The sequence below is a fragment of the Kitasatospora sp. GAS1066B genome, from assembly GCF_041262605.1.
In the GTDB taxonomy this organism is placed as follows: Bacteria; Actinomycetota; Actinomycetes; order Streptomycetales; family Streptomycetaceae; genus Kitasatospora.
Map to the genome: position 1 here is coordinate 187,635 of NZ_JBGCCO010000014.1, position 14,121 is coordinate 201,755.

Genomic DNA, 14,121 nt, shown 5'->3' on the forward strand with positions numbered 1-14,121 from the left:
GTTGGCCGGAAATCAGCCCAACCACTGAGGGCCGCAACCTTGTTGCGGTCCTCAGTGGCGCCCATCCTGAAGTCGCTTGGCAGGGTCATCGCAATCCCGTCGACGCCTCAGGAGTCCCCCACATGAGAACCAAGTCCGTGCTCTCGCGCGCCTCGATCGCGCTCGCCGGCGGCCTGGCCGCCGTCGGCCTGCTCGCCCCCATCGCCTCGGCCGCCGACAACCCGGTCGCGTTCGCCTGCCAGGCGACACCGCCGATCGGCTCCGCGCAGACCTTCAGCCTGGGTGCCGGCGTCAACGCCACGGCGCCGTCCAGCGTGGCGGCGGGCAGCCAGTTCACCGTCACCCTGGCGCCCGACGCGCTCACCGTCCCCACCACGGTCAGCGGTTACAGCATCCAGTCGATCAGCAACATCCAGCTGACCATCCCGGTGCCCGCGGGTGCCACGTTGGTCGGCGAGTCGCTGGCCGGCGGGTCCGGCATCCCGGACGGCAGCGGGAGCGTCGCCGTCAGCGGCTCCAACCTGGTGATCACCGTGAACGCCTCGGTGGCGGGCGGCAGCACCTTCACGCTGCCCGCGCTCAGCCTGACCCTGCAGGCCGGAGCCTCCGGCAGCACCATCACGACCTCGGTGGCCGGCACCAGTTACGCCGACCCGGGCCTGACCTTCGACGCCACCGTCCCGGTCGCGTTCTTCACCGTCAACGTGCCCACCACCTGCTACCCGGCCACGGCCCAGACGCTCAGCACGACAACGGTCAGCTGATCGGCGGCGGTTGAGTACGGCTACTCAGGCCCTGCGCCCCGGGATCCGGCAGGATGGCGAGCATCGCCCACCTGCCACCACCAGGCCAGAAGGACCGTGCCATGCTCAGCCGCCTCGCCACCACCCTCGTCCCCCTCTTCGGCGCGCTGACCATCAGCTCGGAGACCGGCGCCGAACCCGCCCCCGGCAGCATCATCGCCGCCAACCACACCTCGCTCGCCGACCCGGCGATCGTGCTGGCCGCCCTCCACCGGCTCGGCGCCCGCCCGGTCGTGCTGGCCACCGCCGGCCTCTGGCGGATACCGGGCCTGGGCCGCGCGCTCACCCGCGAGGGACACATCCCCGTCCACCGCGGCACCGAGCACGCGGCCCAGGCGCTGGACGGTGCCACCGCCGCACTCGCCGACGGCCGCTGCGTGCTGATCTACGGCGAGGGCGGCCTGCCCCGCCGCCGCGACTCCGGGGAGGCGGCCCCCGGCACCTTCCGCAGCGGCCTGGCCCGGCTAGCCATCGCCACCGGCGCCCCCGTGGTCCCGCTCGGCCAGGCGGGCGCCCGCCGGCTCAGCTCCGGCAGCGCCACCAAGCAACTCGCGGGCGTGCTCACCGCCCCGCTGCGCCGCCCCGGCTACCACGTCCACCTGGGCGCCCCCGTGCGGGCGGTGGGCGGCATCCCCGAGAGCGGCGCGGTGCTGCGCGAGGCGGTGACGGGGGCCTGGCAGGAGGCGGCGGATCGGCTGCTGCGGCAGTGAAGGTGCGCCACCGTCATTCAGAAGCCCGGCTCGCTGGTCCAGGAGCCCGGCCTGCTGGTCACCCTGGGGAGCGCGACAGTGCGTGGGCCAGCCCCTGGGACAGCTCGACGGGGTGGGGCGTGGCGTCGAAGTCGGCCACCCAGATGACCCGGCTGCCGGCCGCGAGTTCGAGCAGGATGGTGTAGGCGATGCGGAAGGGCAGTTCCAGCGGGTCCTGGTCGCGGAAGGCGAAGAACTGCTCGGCCGGCCAGTAGTCGAGCGCGACCTCCTCCCCTGCCACCCGGACGGTGAGGTCGTGGACGTCGACCTCACCGGCCGGACCGGACACCCTCGAGCCGGGCCAGTGACCGGCGACGGTCCGGCTGAGCTGCTCCGGGCCGAACGTCCAGGCGGCGCCGCTCTCCTGGTCGGGCATGATGTAGTAGGTGCCGGTCACGGCGGGGGTCTCCTGAAGATCGGAACCAGGGTTCGGGACGGGGCTGGAGGCGGGACGGGGCCGAGGCGGGACGGGACGGAGCCGGTCGACAAGACGCGGCCCTAGCGGCGCTTGCGCTTCTTCTTGCTCCGATTGTCGGCGCTCGGCCTGGCCCCGCTCGGCCCGCCGGGCGCCTTCGGGTTCGCCGCGGCCTCGCGCAGGCCGACCCGGCGGGTCTGCCAGACGGTCAGCTCCCAGAGGCCGATCGCGACGCCGACGCTCGCGATGCCGACGGGGAGGGAGCTGAAGTCGGTGTCGACGGGCTGCGGGTCCAGCCAGCCGCTCGGGTCCACCAGCAGGTCCTCGGTGGTGCCCGCGTCCTGTGTGCCGTTGCAGCCCATGCCGATGATCTCGGCGTGGGCCAGCGGCTTGCCGTCGGTGCGCTTCAGCTTGCAGTGGTAGATCGGGCCGGTCTTGCCCCTGGTGTGGTACACCGAGGTGATCAGCACCTCGGTGCGTTCCCCGTGGCTCTGCATCAGCCAGGCCTGGAAGACCAGCCCGGAGCCGAACGTGACGGCCAGACCGATGAGCAGCCCGGCGAAGAACACCCACCCCTTCGTCGCGTTCGCCATCAGTACCGCGATCGCGAGGACCACGGTCAGCACGCCGAGGAACAGTGCCGCGATGAACCAGTCCGGGCTGGTGCCGAGCACCCCGATCCCCACCATCAGCAGGGGAGCGAGCGCGGCTATCCGGGCGAGCCGCCGCACCACGTGCGGGGGCCAGGCTACGTTTTTCTGAGACACGGCCGTCAGTCTGGCGAACGCGGGCGGCACGCGGAAGGGCGGGGTCCGGATCAGCCGTGCGAGGCCTGCTCGAACCGGCGCAGCCCGAGCCGCCGGCGTGGGCGATCCGCAGGACTCAGCGCGCCAGGTATCCGCCGTCCACCGGGAGTACCGTGCCGGTGATGAACGAGGCGGCGTCCGAGGCCAGGAACGCGATCGCCCTGGCCACCTCCGCCGGCTCCCCGAGTCGCCCGATGGGGTGCGCCCGGGCCATCTCGTCGAGGTACTCCGGTCCACCGGGTTCGTTCTGGAGCGCCTGGACCCGCTCGGTGGTGATGGTGCCCGGCGCCACCGCGTTGACCCGGATGCCGCGGTGCGCCCACTCGACCGCCAGGTGCATCGTCAACCCGGAGGCGACGAACTTGGCCGGACCGTAGGCGGCTTGGCGAGCCTGGCCGGCCAGACCGGAGACGGACGAGACGCAGACGATCGCCCCGCCGTGCGGCAGCATCGCCTCGATCGCGTACTTGCAGGTCAGGAACATGCCCTTGCCGTCGACCGCCATCACCCTGTCCCACTCCTCGGGGCTGGTCTCCAGCACGTCGGAGAGCGGTAGCACCCCGGCGTTGGCCACCGCGACGTCCAGCTGTCCGTAACGCCTGACGGCCTCCTCCACCATCCGCTGAACGTCCTGAGGAACCGTCACATCGCCGACCACAGCGGCGACTTCTCCCTGGCCGAGCAAGCGATCGGTCAGTCGGAACAGCCCGTCCGCGTTGATATCGGCAGCCACCACCCGGGCCCCGAGCCGCACCAGCAGCTCGACCGTCGCCCGCCCGATCCCGCTCGCCGCACCGGTCACCAGGCAGGACCTGCCCGCCAGATCCACCAGAGGCTCCGTCATGTCGTCTGCTCCCTTCGCCGATTCCGTCCGAGAACCACCCCGCCGCACACCGACCTGAACGAGGCGCCGACACTGGTGGTCACGCGTGCACCCCAGACACCCGCTCGCGCAGCGGTGTGGACCGCGTGCTCGCGGCTCGGCACGCGGCCCATCATGCGGACGGGCATTGACGCTCGGTAGGCGGTGCGGCTAGCTTCCCCGGCATGCGGCAGCAGTCCATCTTCCTGACGACCCGAGGTCACATCGACCTGCTTCGGGTCTGTTCCGCTGCCTGTCGCTCCTGCTGAGCGTCCTCACCTCGCGACAGTCCCGCTGCGCCTGACCGGCTGACGTCATCCGCCGGCAGCGCTGCGCGTCGCGACCTCCGCTTGCCTGCCAGCAGGCTTCCAGCATCCGCAACTCGCCATGGCTGGCGATGAGTTGTGCGTGCCTCCGGCCATCTTCCGCCCTCTGCCCGTTCGGGCTGCCAGAAGGATCACCATGCGAACGAACACCCTGACCCGCCGTGCCCTCGCCCTGGCCGCGACCACGGCGATCGTCGGCACCCTCGCCACGACCGGCGCCTTCGCGGCGCCGACGGCCGGCCTGCCGCTCCCGTTGCCGCCGCTGACCGTGCTGACCGACCGGACCACCGACACCGGCGGCGATCTCTTCCTCGCACCCACCTCCCAGTCGAGCCGGTACGCCAGCGGCGTGGAGATCCTGAGCCCGAACGGCAAGAACGTCCTCTGGTCGCACCCGCTGCCCGCCGGCCAGTCGGCCGCCGACTTCCGCAAGCAGACGTACCACGGCAAGCCGGTGCTGACCTGGTGGCAGGGCAGCGGCCTCGGCGGGCTCTCGGACGGCGTCGACGTCATCTACAACGACCGCTACCAGAAGATCGGCGAGGTCAAGCCCGGGAACGGCTACGCCGCCGACGGCCACGAGTTCCTGATCACCCCGCAGAACACGGCGCTGGTCATCTCCTACGCCGAGGCCACCGCCGACCTCACCGCCATCGGCGGCCCGGCCGACCAGAGGGTGATCGACGGGATCGTGCAGGAGGTCGACATCCGCACCGGAAAGGTGCTGTTCCAGTGGAACAGCGCTGATCACGTGCCGTACGCAGAGAGCGAGCAGCCGCTGCCGGCCTCGGCGAGCACGCCGTGGGACTGGTTCCACCTCAACGCCGTCAAGCTGGACGGCAACGGGAACCTGCTGATCGACGCGCGCAACACCTGGACCACGTACGAGGTTTCGCGGCACACCGGGCAGATCCGCTGGCAACTCGGCGGCAAGGACAGCTCGTTCAAGGCCGCGGCGGCGCCCGGCCAGGTGCTGAACAGTGCCGGGCAGCTCTTCTCCTGGCAGCACGACCCGCAGCCGTTGGGAAACGGGCTCTACACCCTCTTCGACAACGAGTCCGCGGGCGTGGCGAACACCGGGACCGGAGCGACCAGCGAGCTGCCGTACAGCCGAGTGGTCACCGTGCGCCTCGACTTCCGTACGCACCAGGCGACTCTGGTCCGCTCCGTCGACCAGCCGGCGGGGCTCAGCGCCTCCTCGCAGGGCAACGCGCAGCCGCTGCGCGACGGTGGCCTGGTGGTCGGCTGGGGATCGCTGCCCTACGTCTCGGAGTTCGACCGGTCCGGTGAGCTGGTCCTCAATGCCGAGTTCCCCGCGGGCGTGAACACCTATCGGGCGTACCGGTTCGCCTGGACGTAGTCCCGGCCCTCGCCCGGCCGATAAATCAGTTGCGCGCCGACCGGCAGCCGATAGCATTCTGGCGTTCCTGCAACAGGTGAGAGGGGAGGTGCCTTTCGATGACTGCCGCCGTGACGCGGCGCGCTTTCGCCTGCGCGCCCTACGCCCCCTCTCACCACCTGCCTACCGGCTGACGACACGTGCGCTGACGCACCCTCCGGTGGGCCCATCCGCAGGAGATCACCGCAGTGCGTGACAGCTTCGCCGATCAAGAGTCCTTCACCCGCATCCGTTCCAAGGGCGGCAAGGGCGCCGGCCGCCGCAATCCGGACCATGACTTCGAGGCCTACGAGCCGTACTTCGAGGCCTACCAGGGCGCCCCGGACGACCAGGACGATCAGCAGGACCACCCCACCGACTCCCACGCCCCCGACGGCCCGCCGACGGGCGACCGCTGGTCCACCTGGGACCAGTCCACCCCGACCGAGAAGGGGCCCGAGCCGCGCCCCGACTGGGTGGTGACCGAACTGGCGGCCGTCGACACCGAGTTCGGCATCGTCAAGACCGGCAAGGAGGCCGACGTCTTCCTGCTGGAGCGCGCCGTGCCGGAGACCGGACGCCGCACCCTGATGGCCGCCAAGCGGTACCGCGACGGCCAGCACCGGATGTTCCACCGGGACTCCGGCTACCTGGAGGGCCGCGCCCACAAGGAGTCCCGGGTCAGCCGTGCGATGGCCAAGCGGTCCGACTTCGGCAAGCAGGCCATCGCCGGTCAGTGGGCCGCCGCCGAGTTCACCGCGCTCTCCCGGCTCTGGTCGGCGGGCGTGGCCGTGCCCTACCCCGTGCAGATCCTCGGCACCGAGATCCTGATGGAGTTCATCGGTGACCCGACCGGCGCCGCCGCCCCGCGCCTGGCCCAACTACGTGCCGAGGAGAGCGACGTGGACGATCTCTGGGACCAGCTCGGCGCCAGCCTGGCGGTGCTCGCCCGGGACGGCTACGCGCACGGCGACCTGTCCGCCTACAACATCCTGGTGCACCAGGGCCGCCTGGTGATCATCGACGTCCCGCAGATCGTCGACGTCATCGCCAACCCGCGCGGCCGCTCCTTCCTGGAGCGCGACGTGCGCAACGTGGGTGCCTGGTTCGTCTCCCGGGGGCTGGCGGAGCACCGGGTCGACGAGCTGGCACGGGAGTTGGCGTTCGAGGCGCGGCTCGACTGACGTCGTGTCAACGTCCTTGATCAGTAGTCCCATGGACCTGTGGCGCCCGGCGACCGGCCGGGCGCCGCAGGTCCTGCGGTGAGCCGCTCGGCCGGTCAGGAGAGCGTGGTCCACGCCTGCCCGGCGGCGCTGGCGTTGGGGGAGTTGGTCACCACGGTGGCGCCGGCCGTGGTGCCGGAGGTGTCCAGGGTCAGCCCGTTGCCGACGTTGGTGATGGTCAGCGCGCCGGTGCTGGTGTTCTGCTGCGCCCGCCATTCCTGCCAGGGGTTGCCGGGGGAGTAGTTGAGCAGGTAGGCGCTGTTGCCCGCGCCGGTGCCGGCGGCGAGGACGGTGTGGACCTGGGTGCCGGTGGCGCAGTTGTCGCTGATCCGAACCGTGCCGTCGGGGTTGGTGGTGAAGGTCCACTGCTCGGAGGTGTGGGTGCTCCACCAGGTGTTGATGTCGGCGTTGCCGCCCACGGCGGAGCTGCAGGTGCCGGCGACCTCCAGGGCCTGGCCGCCGGTGCCGGCGGGGCTGATCGCGTGGTACTTGCCGTCACCGACGATCGCGGCGGGGGCGGTGGTCGGCAGCGGGGTCAGACGGTAGTACGCGACGGCGTGCGGGGCGAGGACGTTGCCGATGGTGCTGGTGAAGTCGCCGGTGGCGCCGGTCCACAGCTCCTGGTAGGAGTAGCCGGCGCCGGTCAGGCCGAGCGCGCTGAGGCTGGTGGAGACGGTCTGGCTGTTGTTCGGATCCTGGTTGACCAGCAGCACGGCGGTGTCGCCGTTGGCCAGTTGGCGCTTCAGGACGACCGGGGCGGTCGAGGAGGTGGGCGGGCTGCCGACCAGGGTGGCGGGCTTGGCGAGGCTGTCCTGGTCGATGGCGATCATGCCGGGGTTCTTCAGGATCGCCAGCGAGTCGGCGTTGATGCCGGTGGACCAGGTGTTGCCGCTCTGGTCGGTGTGCTGGGACTGCGCGGCGGTGCGCAGATCGGCGCCGGAGATCAGCGGGGCCGCCATCATCGAGAGGATCGAGGTCTCGGTGCGCGACTCGTCGTCGGTGAACGGCTTGTGGCAGGTGCAGGTGTCGTCGACGCCGTAGTCGCCGTAGACGTCGTTCCAGCCGGTGAACATCATGTCCATGTCGTTCCAGCTGCCCGGACGGACGTTGCCCGGGTACTGCAGCGCGGTCTGCAACTGGCCCTGGTAGAGCACGCCGTTCAGCTCGCTGTCGCGGTCGCCGCCGATCCGGCAGAGGTTGGCGACCTGTCCGCACCAGACACCGGTGGGCGAGTAGCCGGGGGCGTCGTACTGCGGGGTGCCGGCGGCCAGGATGACCGGGTCGGTGCGCGCCGGGTCGTTGGCGTTCAGCAGGTAGGGCAGGCCGGAGTGGACGGGCTGCGCGGAGACGCTCAGGGTGACCTTCGGCCTGCCCTGGGCGGCTGAGGCCGAGTCCAGCGCCTTCTGGAAGGTCTGCACCCGGGCGTACATGGACTCGGTGAGTTCCTTGCCCTCGCCCTGGGTGCCGTAGTTGTGGCCGTCCGGACCGGTGATCGGCGGGCCGTAGGGACAGTCGTCGTACTTGACGTAGTCGACGCCCCAGGAGACGAAGTCGGTGGCGTCGGTGCTCTCGTGGCCCAGGCTCCCGGGGTGGCCCTGGCAGGTGGTGTAGGTGTCGGTGGCGTACAGGCCGAACTTCATGCCCTTGCTGTGCGCGTACCAGGCGACGTACTGGATCCCGTTCATCGTCTGCCCGTTGACGGTCTGGCTGGGGAAGTTGTTCGGGTCGGGGACCAGGTCGCCCGAGGTCGGGTCGTTGCCGGTGCCGTCGGTGCCGAGCACGGGGTTGCCGTTGTTGTCGTACAACTGCATGGCGCCGTAGGAGTTCTTCACCAGGTCGGTGCTCTGGTTGCTGCGGTGGGAGAGCGACCAGCCGTCGTCGATGGTGACGGTGTTGTAGCCGGCCGGCACCAGGCCGTTGGCCGACATGAAGTCGATGGTGTCGAGCACCGACTGCTCGTTGACGCCGGTGCCCAGGCTGTTCCAGGCGTTCCAGCCCATCGGCGGCGTGAGGGCATTGCCGTTGCCGAGCGCGGCGGCCGGGGGTGCGGTGGTGAGGGCCAGGGCGCCGAGGCCGGGGGTGGCGAGGGCCAGCGTCAGCAGCAGGCTGGGCAGGCGGGTGGTGCGTCGTGGTCTTACGCGCATGGGTGCGGCTCCAGAAGGGCGCGTGGAAGTGGGGGAGGCGGGGGACGCGGGGGAGCGAACAGAAAAGCACAAGCGCCTCGGCGGATGCCGAGGCGCGGGCCCACCGTGGCGGCAGCGGTGACGAGCTGGGGAGGCTACTGCTGCCGTCCGTGGGAGTGTAATTGCACATACGACATGTCAACAGTCCTCGTGCGTGAGTTTGTTGACATGTGATCGATTGCGTGCGGTGGGTGAGTGAGTGCCCGATCTGTCAGACCTTCAGCCCGTTGCGGGTGACGTACCAGAAGTGGAAGCCGAACAGCCCGCCCAGGACCACCAGCCACTGCAGCGAGTTGACCAGCGGCACCGCCCCGATCGGCAGGGTGCAGGCGAACAGCACCCGGATCCCGGCGTCCAGCAGGAAGCCGGCGCCCCAGACCGCCGTGAGCAGTCGGATCTGGTGCCGGAACGTCGGCTCGGTGTCCCAGCGGTCCAGCCACGCCTGGGCGCCCGCCTCACCGATCTTCGCGGCGACGATGGAGCGTGCGGCGGTGAGCATGAACGGCCGCCGGGTCGCCAGGGTGCCCAGTACCCAGAGGCCGATCACCCCGAAGAACCAGCTGTCCCGGATCAGCAGCACCCGCGGGCTGCCGGTGACCAGCGACATCAGCGCGCCGGCCGTGAGCAGCACCAGGGTGAAGACCGGCATCACCTCGACCCGGCCGCGCCTGACCATCCCGTACACCAGCCAGGGCGCCACCAGCAGACCACTGATCACCAGGGCCGCCCACTGGCTCATGCCCAGGCCGGCCAGCAGGTAGTAACCGCCAAGCGGTAGCGCCAGTTCGAGGGCCAGCGACTGGATCAGCTGCCGGCGGCCGGCGGCGGCCCGGGCCTTGACCCAGGCGGTGTCGGGCGCCTGCGCGGCCGTCGTCGTTGTCGCGGTCGTAGGTGCTGCCGCGGCCGTCGGTGCCGGGTGCTCGACGAGGTTCCCCATGACTGTCTCTCCCCCTGCTGATTGATCGGTGTGTGCTGTCGCCCCGGGCGCCGGGTCGGTGTCGTCCATCACGGCTCCCGCCGGGTCGCCCGGTCGAAGAGGTCCGCCAACTCGGTTGCCAGCCGGGCCACATCGAGATCCGGTTCGGTGTGCCAGCGGGTCACCACGGCGTCGATGGCGCCGCGCACCGCGGTGATCATCACCCAGGTGTCGAACTCGCGGAACTCGCCGAGCGCCTGCGCCTGTGCCATCCGCTGCTGCAGGACGTCCATCACCGAGCGCAGCGACTGGTGGTACCCGGCCCAGGACGGGTCGTCCCCGCGCATGTTGGGCAGCACCTCCAGCAGGGCTGCCAGGTGCTTGGGGTAGACGGCGAGCAGTTCGATGTTGGACTCGATGTACGCCCGCAGCCGGCCGCGAAATCCCTCGGCCTGCTCGATCCGGGGCAGCATGTAGGCCTGCGACACCCGCATCACCTCGCCGGCGACCTCGCGCATCAGGTCGTCCTTGCCCGCGAAGTGGTACGAGATCATCCCGGTGCTGCTCAGCCCCGCCTGCTTCGCGATCTTGGCGAACGAGGTCTTCGCGTACCCCACCTCCGCGAGCGCCTCGATCGCACCCTGCACGATCTGGGCCCGCCGCGCGGACTCGGTGAAGGTTCGGCCCATCTCTGCCCCGCTCCTAGCTTGCTCAAGCTGTTTCTTGCTTGCCTGAGCAAAACTGTAGGCGGACCTGCTCGAGCAAGCAAGGCCTTGGAGAGCCGTGATCGGCGGAAGACGACTCAGCCCGGATCGGCGGCGATCCGGGCTGACTGGTCTTCAGTTGGGCGGCTACGCCTCGGCGAACCCGGCGGGCTCGGGCCCGGTCCAGCCGCAGGTGCCCACGCACGCCTCGTTGCCCTCGGGGTCGGCGAGCACCCAGAAGGACGGCGCGGACTCGGCGGAGACCAGGCGGCCACCGGCGGCGATGGCGGCCGCGATCCGTGCCTCGGCCTGGTCCTGCGGCAGCCAGACGTCGACGTGGAGCCGGTTGCGCTGCGGGCGCGGCTCGTCCATCTGCTGGAAGTACCACGGCCCGTTGCGCCACCGCGGGTCGACCAGGTCCTCGGGGCTGCTGCCGCGGAACTCGTAGCCGAGCAGGGCGCGCCAGAACGGCACCACGTCCTCGAGGACCAGCGCGTCGACGGTCACCTGGACGCACTGCAGCGCCGACGGGTCGGCGGCCAGCCCCAACTCGCGCGCCGCCGCCGAGATCTGGCGGGCCAGCTCGACCTCCCGGGCGCCGAGTCCGTAGTGCTCGGGCGTGCAGGTGACCAGCCGCACGGTCACGCCCTCGAACCGCAGGTCGACGTCGGGGTGACGCTCCGCCAGCCCGGCCAGCTCGCTGATCGCCTGCACCAGCCGGGCGCCGGCCGCGAACGAACCGGTGCGGAAGTACGCGCACGCCCCGTCGCCCAGCACGCGCCAGTCCTCGACGCCGGGGGTCAGCTGGAACTGGCGCGGGGTGATGCGCTCGATGCTCTGTTCAAGTTCGGTCATCCGCTCACCGTAGCGAACGGCGCCGACAGTCGCTCCGGCGGAGGCTGACCCGGTCCACGCACGGGAGTTGGGTGCCTCATGCCCGGCGGGCGTCGGTGATCTGGGTGGGCTCGGTGCCCAGCCACCAGGTGGGGTTGGCGGTGCCGTCGGTGGTGCGGCCGTCGCTGTGGACGTAGTGGCGCACGTCGCGGCCCGGCTCGGCGAGCTCGCCGTTCAGGGCGCGCTCGACCCACTCGGCGCCGAACCGGAAGACCTCGGCGGCGGCGCCGCCCAGCGGGTGGAACTCGTTCTCGTAGACGCGCATCTCCTTGGGGGCGCGGACTCGCTCGTAGTTGGCCATGGCCTGCTCCAGCACGGTGAGTTCGTCGAACTCGCCGATGCCGTAGAGGACCGGGCAGGTGATCTCCTGGACCAGGTCGCCCAGCGGCATGCGGGCGACCAGCTCGCGGTCGAAGGCGTCCTCGTCGGTGTAGCCGGCCATGAACATGTAGTTGTTCTTGAAGGTGGGTTGGGCGCGCTCGAAGATGGTGGTGAAGTCGCCGGTGACGGCCTCGAAGGCGGCCAACGCGGCCAGGCGGGGGTCGGTGGCGGCGGCGCGCGAGCCCCAGTAGCCGCTCATCGAGATGCCGAACATGCCGATCCGCTCCGCGTCGACCTCCGGCAGCGAGGCCAGGTGGTCGATGTAACGGCTGATCGCGCGCTCGTAGTTGGTGAGGTCGACGGTGAGCCCGTTCGCCCGGCTCTCGCCCTGGCCCGGGCCCTCGATGGACAGGGCCACGATGCCGCGCGAGGTGTAGTAGCGCTCGGCCGCGTAGATGTAGTCCTCCTTGATCATGTCCATCCCGGGGCCGAGGATCACCGCGGGGGCGTTGCCGACCTGGCCGGCCGGCAGGTGCAGCAGGGCGAAGATCTGCTGGCCCTCGAAGTCGAGGACGACCCGGCGCACCCGGCCCTCGCGCAGCGCGCCCAGCCGCTCCACGCAGTGGTTGGCGTGCTCGCGGAAGGCGAGCTTGCGGGGGTCGGTGGCGTCGAAGATCGAGTACTGGGCGCGGCCCCACATCACGGAGGCCCGCACGTACAGGTCGGCGGCGGTCTGCGCGAAGCCGCCGCGCTCGTGGTGGGCGGCGCGCTCCTCGGCCTGTCCGGCCACGGTGGCCCACGCCTTGGGCAGCATCACGCCGCTCTGCACCAGGTCGAAGACCTTGTCGAAGTCGGTGTGGTCGTGGCCCAGCTGCTCCAGGGTGCCCTTGGCCTGGGGGTGCAGGGCGTCGAAGCCGCCCTGGGCGAGTGCGATGTCCAGGGCCCAGCTCTGGCCGGTCGAACGGATGGTCATGGGGTGGTCCTTCCTGGTTGCCTAAGTACTTAGTGAGTAAGTACTTAGCTATTAAGTACTCAAGCTAGATTCCTTGTCAAACGGCACCTGTCGACCTGGGAGTCCTCGCCATGACCGAACCCGCACCGAGCTCCGCCCGGGAGCAGGCCCTCGACCAGCTCGCCCGCGCCGCCTACCGTCTCAGCGCCGCCGACTCCCGCCTGCGCGGCCGGGCCACCCGCACCGTCGGCGCACTCTCCCTCACCCACGCCCGCGCCCTGCGGGTCCTCGCCGACCAGGGCCCGCTGACGATCAGTCAACTCGCCGCCGGCACCGAGACCACGGGCGCCGCCGCCACTCAGCTGGTCAACGGGCTCGTCGCGGCCGGGTACGTGACGCGCGAGCGCCCGCCGGAGGACAAGCGCTCGGTCCTGGTCAGCCTGACCGAGACCGGCCGCCGCCGGCATGAGGAGCGGCAGACGGCCCTGGCCACGGCGCTACAGGGGGCGCTGGCGCACCACGGGGTGGCGGAGTTGGCGGCGGCGAGCGATGTGCTGGGGCGGCTGGCGGACATCTACGACGAGCTGTGACGGGGGCGGGTGAACCTCCTTGGAACAGCTGTGCCGTGGCGTTCCCAGCTGCGGGCCCGACCACACGCTCAACCCCCGAAGGAATTCGAAACGCGACCCCTGAGTCGCGCACTGTCTCGGCCCGGGGGCGTCCCGAACGTCTTGCGGTATTCGCGACTGAACTGGGACGGGCTCTCGTAGCCGACGAGATAGCCGATTTCTGCGACGTCCGCCGGTCGGGTCATGAGGAGGGCGCGCGCCTCCTGGAGGCGAATCTGCTTCTGGAACTGGATCGGCGTCATCGATGTCGCGGAGCGGAAGTGGCGGTGGAAGGACGAGGCGCTCATGCCGGACAGGTCGGCGAGGTCCGCGATGAGCAGGGGCTCGTTGTAGTGCTGACGGATCCAGCGGATCGTGCGGGAGATGTGCGCGAGGCTGCCGTCGGCGAGACCGATCTGACGGACGAGGGCGCCCTGATCGCCGGTGATGAGACGCCAGAGGATCTCCCTCTCGAATCCGGGTGCGAGCACGCGGAGGTCGTCGGGGCGGTCGACGAGGCGAAGCAGTCGAACGATCGGATCGAGCAGCTCAGGGGTCGCCGCGCTGACTGCGAGGCCGGTGAAGGCGGGCGGTTTCGCGCTGTTGGTCATCTCAAGCAGCAACGGCGCGATCGCCGTTGGTTTCAGCGCCATGCTGAAACAGACGAACGGCTCGTCCGAGCTGGCCTTGAGGGCCTGGCCGGTCACCGGGAGGTCGACGGACACGACGAGATACTGGCCGGCACGGTAGTCGTATGGCGTGCCGTTCAGCACCGTGCGCTTGACGCCCTGACCGATGATCGCAAGGGACGGCTCCGACATCACGGCGACCGGGAGCGTCGCTTCGTCTACGCAGGTGATGGAAACGCCGTCCAGGATCTGCTTCTTCTGCTGTCCGCCGGCGCCGGCGTGCCGCACGATCAGCATCTGAAGCTCGTTGAGGGGGTCCATGTCCTGAGCCAAGCATTCGGCTGGTGAGAGC

Annotated in this window: 14 protein-coding genes; 5 read left to right on the plus strand and 9 right to left on the minus strand. The window is 70.6% G+C overall.

The annotated features are described in order from the left end of the window. Positions 1 to 122 precede the first annotated feature (122 nt). On the plus strand, positions 123 to 764 hold the full coding sequence (locus ABH937_RS18110; protein ID WP_370218805.1) for a hypothetical protein: 642 nt from the start codon (positions 123 to 125) through the stop codon (positions 762 to 764). A gap of 101 nt (positions 765 to 865) precedes the next feature. Next, complete coding sequence (locus ABH937_RS18115) at positions 866 to 1,513, plus strand: lysophospholipid acyltransferase family protein (RefSeq protein ID WP_370218832.1); 648 nt, start codon at positions 866 to 868, stop codon at positions 1,511 to 1,513. A gap of 58 nt (positions 1,514 to 1,571) precedes the next feature. Here the strand turns inward: ABH937_RS18115 and ABH937_RS18120 are convergent, their stop codons facing one another. The 3 genes from ABH937_RS18120 to ABH937_RS18130 form a co-directional block, all read right to left on the minus strand. Continuing rightward, entirely contained in the window at positions 1,572 to 1,949 is a 378-nt protein-coding gene (locus tag ABH937_RS18120; RefSeq protein WP_280690133.1) for a hypothetical protein, read from the minus strand. Positions 1,950 to 2,050: 101 nt separating this feature from the next. Next, positions 2,051 to 2,734: a hypothetical protein gene (locus tag ABH937_RS18125; RefSeq protein ID WP_370218806.1), complete on the minus strand. Its 684-nt coding sequence runs from the start codon at positions 2,732 to 2,734 to the stop codon at positions 2,051 to 2,053. Between the two features lie 115 nt (positions 2,735 to 2,849). After that, the gene (locus ABH937_RS18130; RefSeq protein ID WP_370218807.1) at positions 2,850 to 3,617 is read right to left on the minus strand and encodes an SDR family NAD(P)-dependent oxidoreductase; all 768 of its coding nucleotides are present in this window, start codon (positions 3,615 to 3,617) and stop codon (positions 2,850 to 2,852) included. Between the two features lie 480 nt (positions 3,618 to 4,097). On the opposite strand from ABH937_RS18130, the gene ABH937_RS18135 reads away from it, so the two are divergent. Then, entirely contained in the window at positions 4,098 to 5,321 is a 1,224-nt protein-coding gene (locus tag ABH937_RS18135) for an arylsulfotransferase family protein (RefSeq protein ID WP_370218808.1), read from the plus strand. A 227-nt stretch (positions 5,322 to 5,548) separates the two neighbouring features. Further along, positions 5,549 to 6,523, plus strand: a complete 975-nt coding sequence (locus ABH937_RS18140; RefSeq protein ID WP_280690129.1) for a serine protein kinase RIO — start codon at positions 5,549 to 5,551, stop codon at positions 6,521 to 6,523. 95 nt (positions 6,524 to 6,618) lie between these two features. Here ABH937_RS18140 and ABH937_RS18145 read toward each other — a convergent pair whose 3' ends face one another. From ABH937_RS18145 to ABH937_RS18165, 5 genes are all read right to left on the minus strand, one after another. Next, entirely contained in the window at positions 6,619 to 8,706 is a 2,088-nt protein-coding gene (locus ABH937_RS18145; protein ID WP_370218809.1) for an alpha-galactosidase, read from the minus strand. Between the two features lie 250 nt (positions 8,707 to 8,956). Then, positions 8,957 to 9,682: a VC0807 family protein gene (locus ABH937_RS18150; protein WP_370218810.1), complete on the minus strand. Its 726-nt coding sequence runs from the start codon at positions 9,680 to 9,682 to the stop codon at positions 8,957 to 8,959. Positions 9,683 to 9,750: 68 nt separating this feature from the next. Beyond that, positions 9,751 to 10,350: a TetR/AcrR family transcriptional regulator gene (locus ABH937_RS18155; protein WP_370218811.1), complete on the minus strand. Its 600-nt coding sequence runs from the start codon at positions 10,348 to 10,350 to the stop codon at positions 9,751 to 9,753. A gap of 162 nt (positions 10,351 to 10,512) precedes the next feature. Then, the gene (locus ABH937_RS18160; protein WP_370218812.1) at positions 10,513 to 11,220 is read right to left on the minus strand and encodes a VOC family protein; all 708 of its coding nucleotides are present in this window, start codon (positions 11,218 to 11,220) and stop codon (positions 10,513 to 10,515) included. Between the two features lie 76 nt (positions 11,221 to 11,296). Beyond that, positions 11,297 to 12,553, minus strand: coding sequence for an alpha/beta hydrolase (locus ABH937_RS18165; protein ID WP_280690124.1), 1,257 nt, complete (start codon positions 12,551 to 12,553; stop codon positions 11,297 to 11,299). Positions 12,554 to 12,663: 110 nt separating this feature from the next. Here ABH937_RS18165 and ABH937_RS18170 point away from each other — a divergent pair, with 110 nt between their 5' ends. After that, positions 12,664 to 13,122 carry a MarR family winged helix-turn-helix transcriptional regulator gene (locus ABH937_RS18170; RefSeq protein WP_280690123.1) on the plus strand — a complete coding sequence of 153 codons (459 nt, stop codon included), beginning with the start codon at positions 12,664 to 12,666 and terminating at the stop codon, positions 13,120 to 13,122. 68 nt (positions 13,123 to 13,190) lie between these two features. On the opposite strand, the gene ABH937_RS18175 is transcribed toward ABH937_RS18170, so the two are convergent. Beyond that, positions 13,191 to 14,090, minus strand: a complete 900-nt coding sequence (locus ABH937_RS18175) for an AraC family transcriptional regulator (RefSeq protein WP_280690122.1) — start codon at positions 14,088 to 14,090, stop codon at positions 13,191 to 13,193. Positions 14,091 to 14,121 lie beyond the last annotated feature (31 nt).

Coding starts and splice junctions, on each gene's coding strand:
- ABH937_RS18110 (WP_370218805.1), top strand. CDS start 123: ATGAGAACCAAGTCCGTGCTCTCGCGCGCCTCGATCGCGCTCGCCGGC.
- ABH937_RS18115 (WP_370218832.1), top strand. CDS start 866: ATGCTCAGCCGCCTCGCCACCACCCTCGTCCCCCTCTTCGGCGCGCTG.
- ABH937_RS18130 (WP_370218807.1), bottom strand. CDS start 3,617: ATGACGGAGCCTCTGGTGGATCTGGCGGGCAGGTCCTGCCTGGTGACC.
- ABH937_RS18135 (WP_370218808.1), top strand. CDS start 4,098: ATGCGAACGAACACCCTGACCCGCCGTGCCCTCGCCCTGGCCGCGACC.
- ABH937_RS18145 (WP_370218809.1), bottom strand. CDS start 8,706: ATGCGCGTAAGACCACGACGCACCACCCGCCTGCCCAGCCTGCTGCTG.
- ABH937_RS18150 (WP_370218810.1), bottom strand. CDS start 9,682: ATGGGGAACCTCGTCGAGCACCCGGCACCGACGGCCGCGGCAGCACCT.
- ABH937_RS18155 (WP_370218811.1), bottom strand. CDS start 10,350: ATGGGCCGAACCTTCACCGAGTCCGCGCGGCGGGCCCAGATCGTGCAG.
- ABH937_RS18160 (WP_370218812.1), bottom strand. CDS start 11,220: ATGACCGAACTTGAACAGAGCATCGAGCGCATCACCCCGCGCCAGTTC.
- ABH937_RS18165 (WP_280690124.1), bottom strand. CDS start 12,553: ATGACCATCCGTTCGACCGGCCAGAGCTGGGCCCTGGACATCGCACTC.
- ABH937_RS18170 (WP_280690123.1), top strand. CDS start 12,664: ATGACCGAACCCGCACCGAGCTCCGCCCGGGAGCAGGCCCTCGACCAG.
- ABH937_RS18175 (WP_280690122.1), bottom strand. CDS start 14,090: ATGGACCCCCTCAACGAGCTTCAGATGCTGATCGTGCGGCACGCCGGC.